Here is a 14,599-nt window from a genome sequence, read left to right on the forward strand (position 1 = left end):
CGCCGCCTCCGCGAGCCCCTGCGGCCGGCGCGAGCCGGGCCGGCGGCGCCGGGGCGCGCCCGCCGCCCGGGGGGGGGGGCCCCCCCGCGGCCCCGCGCGCGCCCGCCCCCCCCCCCCCCCCCCACGGCCGATGGAGATGGACTACCAGATGAACCATGCCTGCCGGTTGACCCGGCGGCCGGTGACCCGGCGCAGCAACTTCCTCACGGAGCTCACCTCCTTCCTGGCGACCGAGGGTGGTCAGGTCTGATGCGGGATCCGGCGCAGCTGGAACGGGGGAGGGGTGATGATGCCCGCGACGTGGGGCTGCCCGTGACCGCCGCGTACCTCGAGGCGGGCGCCGTCGGTCACGGCGGCCAGCAGGTCGGAGGCCAGGTTGCGGGCGACGACGGCGCCGGCGCAGGTGAACGGGCCCCCGCCGAAGGGCAGGTAGGGCCCACGGGGACCGGGGCCGTCCCATCTGCCGGGCCGATAGCGGGTGGCCTGCGGCCAGTGCCGTTCGTCGCGGTGCAGGAGGTAGGCGCAGACCGACACGCTTTCCCCCGGTTCCAGTTGTACGCCGCCGACCTGGTGGGCGCGGAGTACGGGGCGGCCCATCAGCCAGGCCACCGGCCACAGCCGCAGCGACTCCCGTACGGCCGAGTCCGCGGGCACGGTCGCCAGGTCGACGCCGTCGGTCGCGGCCGCCAGCAACGCCCAGGCGACCACGTGGCTCACGGGCGCCACCGAGGTTCGGAACAGCAGCAGGTACACCTGGGCGAGCTGGGCGGCCGGCGTATCGGGCGGGGCGGCCTCGAGTATGGCGTCCAGCAGGTCGCCGGGCAGGTCGCGCCGCGGACCGGCCCGCCGCGCGAGCACCTCGACGGCGAGTGCCCGCACCACGCGCACCCACAGCGCCCGCCGCATCGCGCTCGCCAGCCGGCCGCTGGGGCGGATCAGGACATCGTTCCGCACCACCTGCGCCATCAGCTCCCGCAAGGGCGGCGGACTGTCCGGCCGCAGCAGCGCCTCGGCCAGGAACCGGTACGCGGCGGAGCGCCCGGCCGAGGGCCACTCGCTGACCTCCCCGAGTTCGGCGACCACGGCGGACAGCCGCTCGCGATGCGCGGCCAGATGGGCGCGTAACGTCGCGCGGGCCGCCCGCCCGATCGCGACCTGCGTCTCCCGCGGCTCCAGCCGGCCGCCGCGGACGTGGAAGAAGTCGGACACGTCGTCGTAGTGGCCCTCCTCGTCCTGCAGCACCCGCAGGGCCTCCGCCGGGTCGGCCACGCACAGCGAACCGTCGTCGGGCAGCCGGAACACCGGGCCCCGCTCGCGGGCCGCGTGCTCGACGAACCCCAGCGGGTCCCGCCGGTACCACCGCGCCGCCCCGCCCGGCCACGGCCGCGTCGCGCCGGGAGCGGCCCGATCCGGTCCTCCGACCGTCGTCATTCCCACCTGCCCCATTTCGGGTGTACGCGCACGCCCGCCGGTACGTGGTCGACACCAAATCAGGAATAGTGCCGGTTAATAAGTCAACACCGAGGAGTATCGCCACTGAATTTACAGAATTGGTGGAATCTCGGCAATGAATGCGTTGCGTCGTAATGGCATTGCTGACCGTATGCGCCGTGCATGAACTGGTCTACTTCGATGTCAAAAGGAAGTCGCACTACATATCCGAGAGCGTGAAATGGCATTTCAAAGGCGCGCCGCCGCCCGGAGCCCGCGCGCGGGTTGGTCACCAGCGCGGTCCATCCGGTGCCGGCTTTGGCCGATTCGACCAGCGCCGCCTTGATCCGCTCGCCGTTCCAGTCGGGATGTTGCTGGGCGATGATGGCGGCGGCCCCCGCGACGTGCGGCGCTGCCATCGAGGTCCCGTTGTGCGCGATGTGGCCCCCGCCGAGGTTGGCGGCCACGATGTCGGTTCCGGGCGCGGAGATGTCCGGCTTGACCGCGTGGTCGAACGAGCGCGGGCCCCGGCTGGAGAATTCGGCCGTCCGGTCGTCGCGGTCCACCGCCCCCACGGTGAGCGCCACGTCCGCGCTGCCCGGCGAGTTCACGGTGCCGGGACCGCCGTCGTTGCCCGCGGCGATCACGAAGAGCGTGCCCTTGGTGGCCGACAGCGTGTTCACGGCCAGTTCGAGCGGGTCGAGGCCGGGAGTGTCCTGGTCGCGGATCGTGAAGCGCACACGCCTGCCCTGTGCGGGCTCGACGCGATGGCCTGAGGCGCTCACCACGACCCTGTCCCCGGTCAGCAGCGTCACCGTTCCCGCGGCCGGGGGAGGAGCGCCGGGGATCGTGGGCACGCCAAAGAGCGCCAGCGAGAGCAGAACCTTGATCATACGCACGCCTTTCCGCAGCGTGGGGGCGGGCCGCTCGGGGTGCTACGAGCGGCCCGCCCTCACCGTCCGGTCAGATGATCTTGCGGTAGATCCGGGACGCGATCGCCTGGGCCGCGCCCTCCCTGCCGAACTCCTGGTAGACCCGCGACGTGATCTCCACGGCCTTGGGCGAGTAGGCGGGGTAGAAGGCCTTCCCGCACTCCAGGTCCTTCAGCGCCGCCTTGATCTCCTTGTCCAGGTACGGCTTGGCCTCCGCCGGCTTCAGGTTCGGCCGGTAGATGACGGTCTTGCCCTTCGGGGCCTTGGGCAGTTCGCCCTTCCAGGCCTTCCTGGCGACCTCCGAGGCCTGCCGCACGATCTTCGTGTGGCTCAGGCCGTCCAGCGCGGTCGGCCTGGTCTCGCCGACCCCCAGGCACGTGGCGAACTGCTTGCCCAGCCGCACGAGCTCCTTGTCCTGGTCGAGGACGCTCAGCGACTTCTGCACCGCCGCTTCGAGCTGGTCGTAGTAGTCCTCCTGGGAGGTGACGGTCTTGCCCAGCACCTCCTTGACCGCCTGGGAGAAGCAGACGTCGTCGGCGGCGCGCCACTTCTTCAGGTCGGCGGCCGAGAGGGACATCAGGGTCTTGTTGTTCGGGTTGTCCGGCGAGGTGGGGTTGACCACCTCGTCCTTCGGATAGACGTTCGGAGACCAGACGCCGAAGCCGTACCTGGCCCGGTACGTGCGCAGCGCCTTGAGATCGCCCGCGAGCCGTTCCCGCTCCCCGGGCTACCACCGGCGCTCGGGCGCGAGCGCGGCCACGTAGGCGAGGCCCTGCTCGGTCATGCAGGCGACGCGCTTGTCCTCCATCTGCCGCTGCTTGTCGTACGCGGCGTCGTCCCCGGGCGGTGCGGCGAGAGCGCCGAACGAACCGGCGAGCAGGGTGGCCGCGACGGCCTTGGCGATGAACATGGGTGTTCTCCTTCATCCAAATGTGGGCATGCGAAACAGAACTCCCGGCCGAAAAGGCCGGATCAGGGGGAAAGTCTCAGCAGGGGATCTTCATGCGAGACGCCTTCGGCGACACCTCGGGCAGCCCCGGGACGAGGTCGGCGGCGAGCACGGCGACGCCGTTCACCGAGCCCTTCTTCTCGAAGTACTCGCCCTCGGGCAGCTTCACCTTCTTGGCCTCGGTGACCACCGTGCGCTCGCCCAGGTAGCGATAGGTCTGCCGGTCGAAGATCAGCTCGGACCGGCGGCCGTCGCCCTCGTCCATGGCGACGGCCAGCCCGGGGCGGCCGGAGACGTCCACGGCGTCGCGGATGAGCACGATGCCGTCCAGCCCGGCGGCCACCTGGTAGAGCGCGGCGCCCAGGCTGGGCCGTACCACGGACTCGCGGATCAGGCCCTGGAGAGAGGACCAGATGCGCAGCGGCTCCTCGCCCGTGTCGGCCACGATCTTCCCGCGCACCTGGGCGGGGTCCGTCGGCCAGGCGCCAAGCCGGGCGTAGGCCAGCTGGCCGGGGCAGCCCGACGACTCGGAGAGGATGTCCTCGACGCCGCGGTCCCAGAACTTCCGGGGCGCCGGTCCCGTGGCCGACAGGGCCTGCTTGCGGCTCAGCCAGGGCTTGCCCACGTCGGCGGCCTCCCAGCGCTCCTCGTTGACCAGCACCTTGGTGTACTGCGTCGCGCCCGCCTTGTCCTTGGTGTACAGGCTTTGCTGGGCGAGCGTCTTGGTGTGGACGTACTGGCCGCGGGACGGCACCGTGTCACCCTGGTCGGCGGCGGCCCGCGCGGCCAGGGTGAGCAGCGCCTTGGCGTCGGCCGGAGGCGCGGCGAGCAGGTTTCCGGGGGTGTGGGGTGCGGAGCCGCCCAGGCCCACCTCGGTGACGAGGATGCCGGCGGTGAGCGTCACCGCCATCGCGCCGACCAGGATCACGCGCCGGGCTGGCAGCGCGGTGGCCCACGTGCGGCGCAAACGGCCGAGCTGGGACGCCTGCGCCTGCCGGGCCTGCCGGAGGAAGCGGTCCCGCCCCGCCGCGGCGGCCCGCGGCGTGGGGTCCGGCTCCGTGAACACGGCCTCGATCAGCTTGAGCTCGTCCATCACCACTCCTTCATCGGGTTGACGTCGCCCAGGGCGGTACGCAGCTTCTTCCTCGCCCTGTTGATCCGGGACCCGACGGTCCCGACCGGTATGTCCAGCGCCGTGGCGATCTCCTCGTAGCCGAGCCCGCCGAACACGAGCAGGAACACCGCGTCGCGATCGCCCTTCGCGAGCCCTTTCAGCCCGCGCACGAGCTCCGGCCTGCTGGCCTCCGCCGCGAGCTGTGAGGTCACCCGGTCCTCGTGCCCGTCGGCGGAGTCCTCGGCCGGAACCTTGCTGAGGGCGTTCAGGCGGCGGCCTTCTCTGCGACGGTGCCGGGCCACGACATTCGTCGCGATGCCGTATAACCACGACCGCACGGTGCCTCGGTCGGAGTCGAAACCGCCTCTGCCGTTGAACGCGATCAGGAACGCGTCCGCGACCATGTCCTCGACATGTTCGCTGCCGAGCCGGGCGGCCAGATATTGGTAGAGCTTATGGAAATAGCGGTCGTAGAGGAGGGCGAAAAGGTCAGGGTTGTCCATCGACCGCTCGACCACGGTGACGTCTTCCATCACGTCACTGGCGTCAGGTGGTGCAGCCATGGCGTCCTTTCGGAGGGAACTGTCACCCCGGAGTTCGCCGCTCAGCCGTTTTTCTTCACGGCCGTGTTTCAGCCCAGGTCGAGGCGGGCGAGTTCGGTGCGGGTGGTGACGCCGAGCTTGGGGAAGGCGCGGTAGAGGTGGTGGCTGACGGTCTTGGGGCTGAGGAACAGCTGGGCGGCGATCTCCCGGTTGGTGACACCCGTGGCGGCCAGGCGTACCACCTGGAGTTCCTGGGGGGAGAGTGAGGCGGCCAGGTCGGGGGCGCCCTGGGCGACGGTCTCGCCCGCCGCGCGCAGCTCGGCGCGCGCCCGTTCGGCCCACGGCGTGGCGCCGACGCGTTCGAAGGTCTCCAGCGCCGAGCGCAGGCGGGTCCTGGACTCGTTCTTGCGGCGGGCGCGGCGCAGCCACTCGCCGTAGAGCAGGTCGGTGCGGGCCCGTTCGTACGGCCGGTTCGCGTCGGCGTGCGATCGTACGGCCTGCTCCCAATGCCGCTCCGCCGCCGCGTCGTCGGTGGCGAGCAGGGCCCGGCAGCGGTGCAGCACGGCATCCGCCCACGGATGGCGGGCGGCGGCGGCCCAGGACTCGAAGCGCGCCAGCGGTTGCGCGGCGCGGGCGGGCAGGCCCAGCCGTACGGCGGCCTCGATCTGGTCGGGAGCGAAGTAGATGGGCATGATCTGGTGCCGGAGCGGCCCCCGGGCGGCGGCGTCGAAGCGCTCCAGCGCGGCCTCGAAGCGGCCCTGACCGAGGTCCAGCAGGCCGAGCGCCCACTCGGCCCAGCCCACGATCGTCGCCACCGGATGGGCGCTGACGTGCGCGATCGTGCGCTCGGCGAGCTCGCGGCAGTCCTGCTCCCGGCCCTGGACGGCGGCCACCATGGCCATGACGCTCTCGAAGTGCGCGATGCGGTGCGTCTGGCCGATGTCGGTGGCGAGCCGGCGTCCCTCGGTCGCGGTCGTGACGGCGTCGCGGAAGCGCCCGAGGTACATCTGGTGGATCGCCAGCACCGCCTGGGCGAGCGGCAGCAGCCCGATCATGCCGTCGGCCCGGCACTCCTCGATCGCCGCGTGGGCGATGGCGAGCCCGTTGTCGAAGTCGCCCGAGATCCCGGCCAGCGAGCAGATGCTGATCCGCAGGGCCGTCATGCCGGAGGGGATCGCCGCGGCCAGGCCGATGAGCTCGCGGAACGGCGGCAGCGCCCGGTCCAGGTCGCCGGCCAGGAAATCGGCCATCGCGTGGGCCGCCCGGACGAACCCGTCGAGCCCGTCCTCCGGCGTCAGCGGCAGGCCGGCCAGCCCCGCCGAGGACTCGGCGACGGCCGCCGGATCGCTCAGGTACCACGCGTTGCGCACCGCGTCGAGCAGGAGGAGCGCCGCGCCCCTGCGGTCGAGGCCGGCGATGGCGGCGGCGCCGTCGACAAGGATCCGGTGGGCTTCCTGCACCGCGCCGCGGTCGAACGCGATCCGGCCGCGCAGCCCCGCCAGCCGGGCGAGGGTCAGCGGGTCGTCGCCCAGCCGCCGGGCCTGATCGGCCAGGACCTGCGCGTGCTCCAGGGCGCCGGCGTCCGCGGCGGCCTCGGCCGACAGGGCCAGCCGCCGGGCACGTTCGGCCAGGCCGGGGGTGAGCCGGGCCGCGCGCTCCAGGGCCGCGGCGGCCGCGGCGTGGCCCGCGCGTTCGCGGGCGCGGCCGGCCGCCTGTTCGAGCGCGGCGGCGATCGGCTCGTCGCGGCCGGTCACGGCGGCGGCCAGGTGCCAGGCGCGGCGGTCGGCGTCCTGCTCGTCGTCGAGCACGCCGGCGAGGGCGCGGTGCACGGCCAGGCGCTCGTCGTAGGCCGCCCGCCGCGCCGCCGCCGTACGCATCAGCGGGTGGCCGAAGGACAGCCGCCCGCCGGAGATGGACAGGAAACCGGCGCGCTCGGCCGGCCCCAGAGCGGCGGCGTCGACCCCCAGCCTCCCGGCCGCGCGCACGACTACGTCGAGATCCCCGGCGTCGTCAAGGGCGGCGACCATCAGCATCGTCTGGCTGTCCGGCGGCAGGACGGTGATCCGCGCCTCGTACGCCTCCTGGATCCGGCGCGGCAGCGGCAGCGGCTCCGGCGCGTGGTGCGGCGAATCGGGCATCCGGGGCAGCTCGATCAGGGCGAGCGGGTTGCCGCCGCTCTCGGCGAGGATCCTCTCCCGTACGTTCGGACCCAGACCGGGCGTGTGCTCGCGCAGCAGATCGTCGGCGGCCTGCCGGTCGAGGCCCTCGAGCCGCAATTCGGGCACCCCGGGCGCGTGGAAGGCGTCCCTGGCCGCGAACAGCAGGGCGATGCCCTCCGAGTGCAGCCGCCGGGCCGCGAACAGCAGCGCCTCGGCCGACGACCGGTCCATCCACTGCGCGTCGTCGACCAGGCAGAGCAGCGGGCCGTCCTCGGCCAGTTCGGTGAGCAGCGACAGGGCGGCCAGGCCGATGAGGAAGCGGTCCTCCGGCGCGGTGGCGAGACCGAACGCGCCTTCCAGCGCCCTGGCCTGCGGCGCCGGAAGCCTGCCGATCCGGTCGAGCGCCGGGTGGAGCAGCAGGTGGAGCGCCGCGAAGGGCAGCTCGGCCTCGGTCTCGATGCCGGTGCCGCGCAGCGGACGCATGCCCTCCGCCGACCGGGCGGCGTGGTCGAGGAGGGCGGACTTGCCGATCCCGGGCTCGCCCCGCAGGATCAGGCTCCCGCTCCGGCCTTCCCTGGCCTGCGCGATCAGAGCGTCGATCTGCGCCTGCTCCCTCTCCCGTCCCCACAGCACCATCAGAATGTAGCGCCCCCCGACACCAGACAATCGTCCGATACCAGGCAGACGCCCTCTCTCCCTAACGTCGTACACGCCACGTAAGGAGAGACATGGATTTCTTACTGTTCTTGCTGCTGTTCGTCGCGCTGTGCGGGTGGCTCGACCGCTGGGCCACCCGCACCCCCGAGCCGGTCTCCAAGGAGGGACGCTGAATGTTCGTCGGACACTTCGGTCTGGCCGCCGCCGTCAAAGCCGGCCAGCCCCGCGTCCCGCTGTGGTCGCTCATGCTCGCCACGCAGTTCCTCGACGTCATCTTCGTGATCCTTTTCCTGGCGGGCGGGATCGAGTCCTTCCAGGCCGTCGCCCCGGGCACCTACGGTGAGGCGCTGATCGACGCGCAGTACACCCACTCACTGCTGGGCGCGTTGCTGCTGTCGGCGCTGTACGGCGGCTTCGGAGCCTGGCGGTGGGGCCGCACGGCCGGGTGGGTGCTGGGCGCGGTGACGTTCAGCCACTGGCTGCTCGACCTGCTCGTCCACCGGGCCGACCTGCCGTTGCTGCCCGGCAACGCCGGTGACCTGCCGCTGCTCGGCTTCGGACTGTGGCAGATCCCCTGGCTCACGGGCGTCGTCGAGGGGGTTCTCGTGGTGGTCGGCGCGGTCCTGTACTTCCGCTCGGTACGGGAGCGCGCCACGGTCACCTGGCGGGCGAGGGTCTCCGGCGGTGTGATGGCCCTGCTGCTCGCGCTGGGGCTGATCGTGGACATCGTCAGTTAGGAAGGTGGCGGCATGTTCGTTGACGTTCCGGGTGGTCGCCTGGCCTACGACAGTGTCGGCGAAGGGCCGCTCGTCGTGTGCGTACCCGGTCTGGGGGACACCCGCGAGGCCTACCGGTTCCTGCGCCCGCCGCTGGTGGAGGCGGGGTACCGGGTGGTGACGGCGGACCTGCGCGGCCACGGGGAGTCCTCGGCGGGCTGGGACGACTACTCCCAGTCCGCGGTGGGCGGCGACATCGTGGCCCTGCTGGAGGAGCTGGACGCGCCCGGCGCCGTCGTGCTCGGCAACTCCTACGCGGCGGGCGGCGTCGTCCGCGCCGCCGCGGAGGCGCCCGAGCGGGTGGCTGGGATCGTCGCGATCGACGGCTTCATCAGAGCCGTCCCCCTCAACGTCGCCGTCCGCGCGCTGGTCCGGCTGATCGCCGCCTCCCCGCGGCTGTGGAGCCTCTACTACGCCATGGCGCACCGTACGGCCAGGCCCGCCGACCTGGCCGGACACCGCGCCGAACTGGTGGCCATGCTGCGCGACCCGAAACGGCGCGAGGCGATGCGCGCCATGCTCCTCGACCGCGAACCGGACGCCGAGCGGGCCATCGCCCAGGTACGCTGCCCGGCCCTGGTCCTCATGGGCGCCAAGGACCCCGACTTCCCCGACCCGGCAGCGGAGGCGCGGACCCAGGCGTCGCTGCTGCGCGGGCAGGCCGTCGTGATCGACGGCGCGGGCCACTACCCGATGTCGGAGTATCCCGAGCGTACGGCCGAGGCGCTGCTGCCCTTCCTGAAGAACGCGTTCTGACGGTGCTCATCCCGCCCTCCGCAGCCAGAGCGTGTGCGCGGCCCAGGCCGACACCGCGCCCACCGCGTACCAGAAGAGGTCGGGCGGGTTGAACGTGCTGCCCAGCAGCGGCCGCAGCACGGCCGGGATCTCCCCGAGCTGGGCGAACTCGATCGCCCAGCTCGCCCCCACCGCCGGCACCGCCGCCACCCAGGGGCGCACCCGGGGGAGGACCAGCACCACGAGCGTGTAGATCAGCACGGTGTAGAGGGCGTCGCCCGCGTTCTTCGACACCGGGCCGTCGAAGAACGCGCGCACCCCCAATCCGGCCGCGACGGTCAGGACGGCTGCGCAGAGGGCGACTAGGCGGGGCATCGGATCACGTTATCGACGTATGGTGACTCACTGCGACATGGGTGCGGTCGCTTGCGGCAGTGCGTTGCGGCGGATCACTTCGGCGTACCAGTGGCCGCTGTTCTTGATCGTGCGGTGCTGGGTGGTGTAGTCGACGTGGATGAGGCCGAAGCGACGGGAGTATCCCCACCCCCATTCGAAGTTGTCCATGAGGGACCACGCGAAGTAGCCCTGGAGCGGCACGCCGGCGCGGATCGCCTCCAGGCAGGCGTGCAGGTGCTGCGCGTAGTAGTCGATACGGTCCTGGTCGCGCACTCCGCCATCGGCGTCGACCGTGTCGGAGTAGGCCGCGCCGTTCTCGGTGACGTAGAGCGGAATCGGTCCGTAATCCTCGGTGACGCGGCGCAGCAGCGCGGTGAGTCCGGCCGGGTCGACCTCCCAGCCCATGTGGGTGACGGGGAAGCCGCGGCGGATGAAGCCGACGTCCTCACAACCCGGCCAGGCCGCGCCGGCGCTGGGCTGACCGTCGGTGGACGCCGCGACCACGAGAGGGTTGTAGTAGTTGAGGCCGAGGAAGTCGATCGGCGCGGCGATGGTCGCCAGGTCGCCCGGGTGGATGAAGGACAAGTCGGTCAGGTGGGCGACGTCGTCGGCGACGTCGGCCGGGTATCCGGCTCGCAGCAGCGGATCGAGGAAGATCCGGTTGCCGATGCCGTCGACGCGGCGCAGCGCCTCACGGTCGGCCGGGCTGTCCGAGTACGCGATGAGCGACTGCACGTTGAGCGTGGTGCCGATGACGGCGGCCGAGTCGGCGGCCCGGATCGCCCGGGTGGCCAGACCGTGACCGAGCAGCAGGTGATGAGCTGCGGCCAGCGCGGCGGCGCCGTCGCTGCGGCCGGGCGCGTGCCGGCCGTCGGCATAGCCGAGGAAAGCGGCGCACCACGGTTCGTTGAGCGTGATCCAGTGGCGGACGCGGTCGCCCAACGCTCCGTGGACGAGTGCGGTGTATTCGGCGAAGCGAGCGGCGGTGTCCCGGGCGGGCCGCCCTCCGGCGTCCTCGAGTTCCTGCGGCAGGTCCCAGTGGTAGAGCGTGACCCACGGCTCGATCCCCCGGTCCAGCAGTTCGTCGGTGAGCCGCCGGTAGAAGTCGAGCCCGCGCTGGTTGGCCCGGCCCCGGCCGCCGGGCTGCACCCGGGGCCAGGAGACGGAGAACCGGTACGCGCTCAGGCCCAGCCGGGCCATGAGGGCGGCGTCGCCGGCGTACCGGTGGTAGTGGTCGCAAGCGACGTCGCCGGTGTCCCCGTCGAGCACGCGTCCCGGGGTGTGGCTGAAGGTGTCCCAGATCGAGGGGGTGCGGCCGTCCTCGGCGACGGCGCCTTCGACCTGGTACGCCGCCGTCGCGGCACCCCAGAGGAAGCCTTGGGGGAAGGGAAGTGCGGGCACGGAGGGCCTCTCGGGTGAGGACGGCGCCGGCCGGGTGACCGGCGCCGTCGCGCGGGTCAGGACAGCGTCAGTTCCAGGTAGGGGTGGTTGCCGGTCGCTTCCTTGCTGGAGAAGGAGGTGAACGGCCCGTACGCCGTGGCGGTGGACGTGATCGCGAGGCTGGCGTCCTGCCCGGCGGCGAGCTGGGCCTGGACGAACGCGGTCACGTCCACGGCGTGCCAGGACGCGGTGGTGTCGAGCGTGAACGTGCCGAGACCGGCGCCAAGCGGCGGCCGGGTGTTCCAGGTCAGCGTGGCTTCGCTCCAGCTCGCGTCGGTGACCGCGTGGACGGCGTCGGTCGCGCCCGCGGCGTCGCTGGTCGAGCCGTAGACGTGCAGGGTGGCCGAGACGACCGTGCCGTGCGCCGCGGTCAGCGGGAAGGTCAGGTACGCGACCCGGTCGAACCCGCTGCCGAGGCTGGGATTGTTGCGTACTTCGAGGACGGAGCCCGTGCCGAAGGTGGTGGCCGCGTAGGTGCCGTCGCGGACGAACCCGTCGGCAACGGGTTCGATGTGCGACGGGTCGACCACCGACACCGGCACACGGACGACCTTCATCACGGGTGCGCGAATGACCAGCGCGCCGACTTTCGCGCTGCCACCACCGGCGGCGGTGACCAGGCCGGAGCCGTCCACCGTGGCCACGGCCGGATGGCTGCTGGTCCAGGTGATGGTCGCCGTGGACAGATCGGCCGGGCTGCCGTCGGTCTGCTTGCCGGTCAAGCTCAGCCGCAGGGTGTCGCCGATCGACAGGGCCGGCGGGCCGGCCGGGGACGCGGTCACGGTCCCGAGAACGACCGGCCGGGGTGCCGCGTCCGCCTGGGCGTCGGACTTTCCGGCGTAGACCCGGATCTCCGTGACGCTGTTGTAGCTGCTGACGGAGTTTCCGTGGCCGACCAGCCGGACGTGGCGGGCCGGCCGCGCCGTGAAGGAGAAGGCTTCGGCGTCGTCGGACGTGCCGGCGGAGACGGCTCTCGTGAGCGCCGCGTTCCAAGTGGTGCCGTCGGTGGAGGTGAGGACGTCGAAGGTGGACGTTCGCGCGTGCCCGTTGAAGAACGCGACGGCGACGGCGCCGACGGTGCGCTTGGCGCCGAGGTCGAGCGTGAGCGTCTGCCCGTCGCCCGCCGCGGCCCAGCGGCTGCCCATGTTGCCGTCGACGGCGTCGGCCGCGGGGCTGCCCTCGTTCGCGCTGGCGGTGACCGACGCGACGGGCAGTGCGGTGGCGGTCTTTCCCGCCTGCCGGAAGTGCACCTGGTAGGCAGGGCCGTAAACCTTCTGGCGGTTGGCGTCGAGCCGGAAGGTCGCCACGGTGGCCGTGCCCGGGATCGCGGTCGCCCGGGTGACGGTCGCGTAGGTGCCGCTCGGCGCCAGGGGGACGACCTTCGGCGGGGTGGCGGTGTTCGCGGGCAGGGTGATGTCGTAGCGGTAGCGCCGCGGATCGAATCCGGCCAGGTGGTCGGCGCCGATCATGATGTCGGTCAGGGCCGTCGGGCCGGTCGCGCCCGGCGTCCAGGAGGCCAGCGAGGTTACCGCCGGGGTGTCGGTGGGCGGCTTCTGCCCCGCGGCGAGGGGAACCATCCGCATCGCCACCGTGGTGGTCCCGGCCGCGGTCAGCTGGATCGCGAGGGTTCGTGAGCCGGGCTGGCGGCTCTGGCCGGTGGGGTCGGGGCTGTCCGGCAAGGGCCGGGAGTCCCCGATGAGCAGCCGCCCATCGGTGGTGAGCAGTTGGACCCAGAGCCGCTGCCCGCTTCGGTAGAGGGTGGCCGACCGTCCGTCGGCGGCCATCACGACGTCGGCGCGGGTGTGCAGGAACGACCAGTAGCCGATCGGTTCGCTCGTCTTCACCTCGTCCTGGAGCAGCACCTGCCGCCGGTCGTCGAACAGCTGCAGGCCGCGCTGGGCGCGTTGCACCCGGCCGCCGTAGAGGCCGGTGAGGTCGGTGATCTCGTACCACTTCTGGGGCGTCGAGCTGACGGTGGTGATCGGAGCGCCGACGGTCAGCGCGGTGGAGGGGGTGGGCCCGGTGCCGAGCCGCATCGTGTTCTGGCCCTCGGGACGGGTCACGTAGTAGTCCCATCGGCCGCCGGTGTCCTTGGTCCAGTCGAAGTACCCCGGGAGGCTGTAGCTGTCGAGGCCGAGGTCGTCGAACCAGCGCACGCCCGCGGCGTCGAGGACGAAGTCTCCGGCGTCGAGGTTCTCGTGGGCGGCGATCTGGTCGTACCCGGCGCGCATGCCCTTGGTGGCGACGGAGACGGCGTAGGGGTCGTCCCGGGCGCTGCGGGCGGTGGCGATCTCGACGCCGTCGAAGAAGGCGTCGGTAGCCGCCGGATGGCCGGCGCCGCCGCCGTCGGCCGGGTCGTACCAGAGGATGTCCATCGGGCTGGCCGAGCGGTCGGCGAGCCGCGCCTGCCAGGCCATGTAGTACGGCTTGCCGTAGCGGGTGGCGAGCCACATCATGAACGGCGCCTGCCAGGTCGGGGTGACCGCGCCGAGCAGGTCGGTTCCGCCGTCGCCGTAGTTGAAGGTCAGGCCGGTCGCGCCGGTCACGTGGATGCCGTAGTCGCCGGTGCCGGCGAGGCCGGGCAGGTCGGACAGGCCGAAGTCGGTGCCGGTCGCGGTCTTCATGGCGGCGAGGTAGAGGACGAGGTACTCGGTGGCGTACTGCCAGTACTGCGGGCTCTCGCCGCTGGCGCCGTCCGGGCCGTAGCCGCTGATCCCGTTCTGGATCGACGTGATGCTCGCTTTGAGCACCTGGTCGACGACGCCGCGCTCGTCGGCGGTCAGGCCCGGGTCGTCGCCGATGGCCAGCGCCCCGAGCGCGACCGCGTTGCAGACGAGGTTCCAGTTGTGGTTCTGGGTGTAGAAGCTGGTGGCGTACCCGTAGCGGACGAGGGCCGGCCGCAGGGCCTTGGTGACGATGGCGGAGCGGATCGTGGCCTTGTCACTCGCCGACAGGTAGTCGTAGAGCCAGTCGTAGCCGATCGCGACGCTGTTGGACAGCTCTCCGACCTCCAGGAACTGCTGCTGGTCCCAGGCCGGGGCGGAGGAGAGGGCGACGAGTTCGCGCGCCGCGCGTTCGGCGTACCGGGTCTCGCCGGTGATCCGGTAGACGAGGGCGAGGGCGTAGACGCGGCGTTTCGCCTCGTCGATGACGGAGGTCGACAGGGCGGTCGGCGGCGAGGTGGCGAGGACGCCGTCCGCACCGGCCTTGACCTGGGCATACCAGGCCTTGAGCCGGGTGTCGGTGCCGATGCGCCGGGCGGCGGCGGAGAACGTCTGCGCGGTCGCCAGGAGCCGCGGGTGCTCCGGCGCCAGCAGCGCGACGACGCTGGCCGGAGGCTGGACGGGATCGGCGTGCGCGGGCGTGTCCACCGCCGCCAGGGTCGTCAACGTGGCGAGGGTCAGGACGAGGGCGGCGGCGCCCGCGCGGAGCCGGGCGGCGGTTGTGCTCAAGGACGGCATGGCACAG

Annotated in this window: 12 protein-coding genes; 2 read left to right on the plus strand and 10 right to left on the minus strand. The window is 72.4% G+C overall.

Annotated elements, in window-relative coordinates; all coding sequences use genetic code 11:
- Positions 1–240: 240 nt before the first annotated feature.
- From ACIHFD_RS17130 to ACIHFD_RS17160, 7 genes are all read right to left on the minus strand, one after another.
- Positions 241–1,431, minus strand: coding sequence for a cytochrome P450 (locus ACIHFD_RS17130; protein ID WP_397367686.1), 1,191 nt, complete (start codon positions 1,429–1,431; stop codon positions 241–243).
- A gap of 83 nt (positions 1,432–1,514) precedes the next feature.
- Positions 1,515–2,324, minus strand: a complete 810-nt coding sequence (locus ACIHFD_RS17135; RefSeq protein ID WP_397367688.1) for a S8 family serine peptidase — start codon at positions 2,322–2,324, stop codon at positions 1,515–1,517.
- 70 nt (positions 2,325–2,394) lie between these two features.
- Positions 2,395–2,985 (minus strand): hypothetical protein, encoded by a 591-nt coding sequence (locus ACIHFD_RS17140; protein WP_397367689.1) that lies wholly within the window; start codon positions 2,983–2,985, stop codon positions 2,395–2,397.
- A gap of 105 nt (positions 2,986–3,090) precedes the next feature.
- Positions 3,091–3,273 (minus strand): hypothetical protein, encoded by a 183-nt coding sequence (locus ACIHFD_RS17145; RefSeq protein ID WP_397367690.1) that lies wholly within the window; start codon positions 3,271–3,273, stop codon positions 3,091–3,093.
- 76 nt (positions 3,274–3,349) lie between these two features.
- Positions 3,350–4,405 carry a CU044_5270 family protein gene (locus ACIHFD_RS17150; RefSeq protein ID WP_397367691.1) on the minus strand — a complete coding sequence of 352 codons (1,056 nt, stop codon included), beginning with the start codon at positions 4,403–4,405 and terminating at the stop codon, positions 3,350–3,352.
- Positions 4,405–4,989: an RNA polymerase sigma factor gene (locus ACIHFD_RS17155; protein WP_397367692.1), complete on the minus strand. Its 585-nt coding sequence runs from the start codon at positions 4,987–4,989 to the stop codon at positions 4,405–4,407. The genes ACIHFD_RS17150 and ACIHFD_RS17155 overlap by 1 nt, the downstream gene beginning before the upstream one ends.
- Positions 4,990–5,057: 68 nt before the next feature.
- Positions 5,058–7,793, minus strand: a complete 2,736-nt coding sequence (locus ACIHFD_RS17160; protein ID WP_397367693.1) for an AAA family ATPase — start codon at positions 7,791–7,793, stop codon at positions 5,058–5,060.
- 164 nt (positions 7,794–7,957) lie between these two features.
- Here ACIHFD_RS17160 and ACIHFD_RS17165 point away from each other — a divergent pair, with 164 nt between their 5' ends.
- Together ACIHFD_RS17165 and ACIHFD_RS17170 are read left to right on the plus strand one after the other, a co-directional pair.
- Entirely contained in the window at positions 7,958–8,521 is a 564-nt protein-coding gene (locus tag ACIHFD_RS17165; RefSeq protein WP_397367694.1) for a permease, read from the plus strand.
- Between the two features lie 12 nt (positions 8,522–8,533).
- Positions 8,534–9,316 (plus strand): alpha/beta fold hydrolase, encoded by a 783-nt coding sequence (locus ACIHFD_RS17170; protein ID WP_397367695.1) that lies wholly within the window; start codon positions 8,534–8,536, stop codon positions 9,314–9,316.
- 6 nt (positions 9,317–9,322) lie between these two features.
- Here the strand turns inward: ACIHFD_RS17170 and ACIHFD_RS17175 are convergent, their stop codons facing one another.
- The 3 genes from ACIHFD_RS17175 to ACIHFD_RS17185 are packed head-to-tail and all read right to left on the minus strand — an operon-like array spanning position 9,323 to position 14,583.
- Positions 9,323–9,670: a DUF2809 domain-containing protein gene (locus tag ACIHFD_RS17175; protein WP_397367696.1), complete on the minus strand. Its 348-nt coding sequence runs from the start codon at positions 9,668–9,670 to the stop codon at positions 9,323–9,325.
- 27 nt (positions 9,671–9,697) lie between these two features.
- Entirely contained in the window at positions 9,698–11,092 is a 1,395-nt protein-coding gene (locus tag ACIHFD_RS17180; protein ID WP_397367697.1) for a GH1 family beta-glucosidase, read from the minus strand.
- A 56-nt stretch (positions 11,093–11,148) separates the two neighbouring features.
- A complete protein-coding gene (locus ACIHFD_RS17185) occupies positions 11,149–14,583 on the minus strand; it encodes a DNRLRE domain-containing protein (protein WP_397367698.1) in 3,435 nt (1,144 codons plus the stop codon).
- Positions 14,584–14,599: the final 16 nt, after the last annotated feature.

It is taken from the genome of Nonomuraea sp. NPDC051941 (assembly GCF_044593615.1).

Excerpts from the sequence above, each read along its gene's own strand:
- ACIHFD_RS17165 (WP_397367694.1), top strand. The coding sequence starts at position 7,958 with ATGTTCGTCGGACACTTCGGTCTGGCCGCCGCCGTCAAAGCCGGCCAG.
- ACIHFD_RS17175 (WP_397367696.1), bottom strand. The coding sequence starts at position 9,670 with ATGCCCCGCCTAGTCGCCCTCTGCGCAGCCGTCCTGACCGTCGCGGCC.
- ACIHFD_RS17155 (WP_397367692.1), bottom strand. The coding sequence starts at position 4,989 with ATGGCTGCACCACCTGACGCCAGTGACGTGATGGAAGACGTCACCGTG.
- ACIHFD_RS17150 (WP_397367691.1), bottom strand. The coding sequence starts at position 4,405 with ATGGACGAGCTCAAGCTGATCGAGGCCGTGTTCACGGAGCCGGACCCC.
- ACIHFD_RS17135 (WP_397367688.1), bottom strand. The coding sequence starts at position 2,324 with ATGATCAAGGTTCTGCTCTCGCTGGCGCTCTTTGGCGTGCCCACGATC.
- ACIHFD_RS17130 (WP_397367686.1), bottom strand. The coding sequence starts at position 1,431 with ATGACGACGGTCGGAGGACCGGATCGGGCCGCTCCCGGCGCGACGCGG.
- ACIHFD_RS17170 (WP_397367695.1), top strand. The coding sequence starts at position 8,534 with ATGTTCGTTGACGTTCCGGGTGGTCGCCTGGCCTACGACAGTGTCGGC.
- ACIHFD_RS17145 (WP_397367690.1), bottom strand. The coding sequence starts at position 3,273 with ATGTTCATCGCCAAGGCCGTCGCGGCCACCCTGCTCGCCGGTTCGTTC.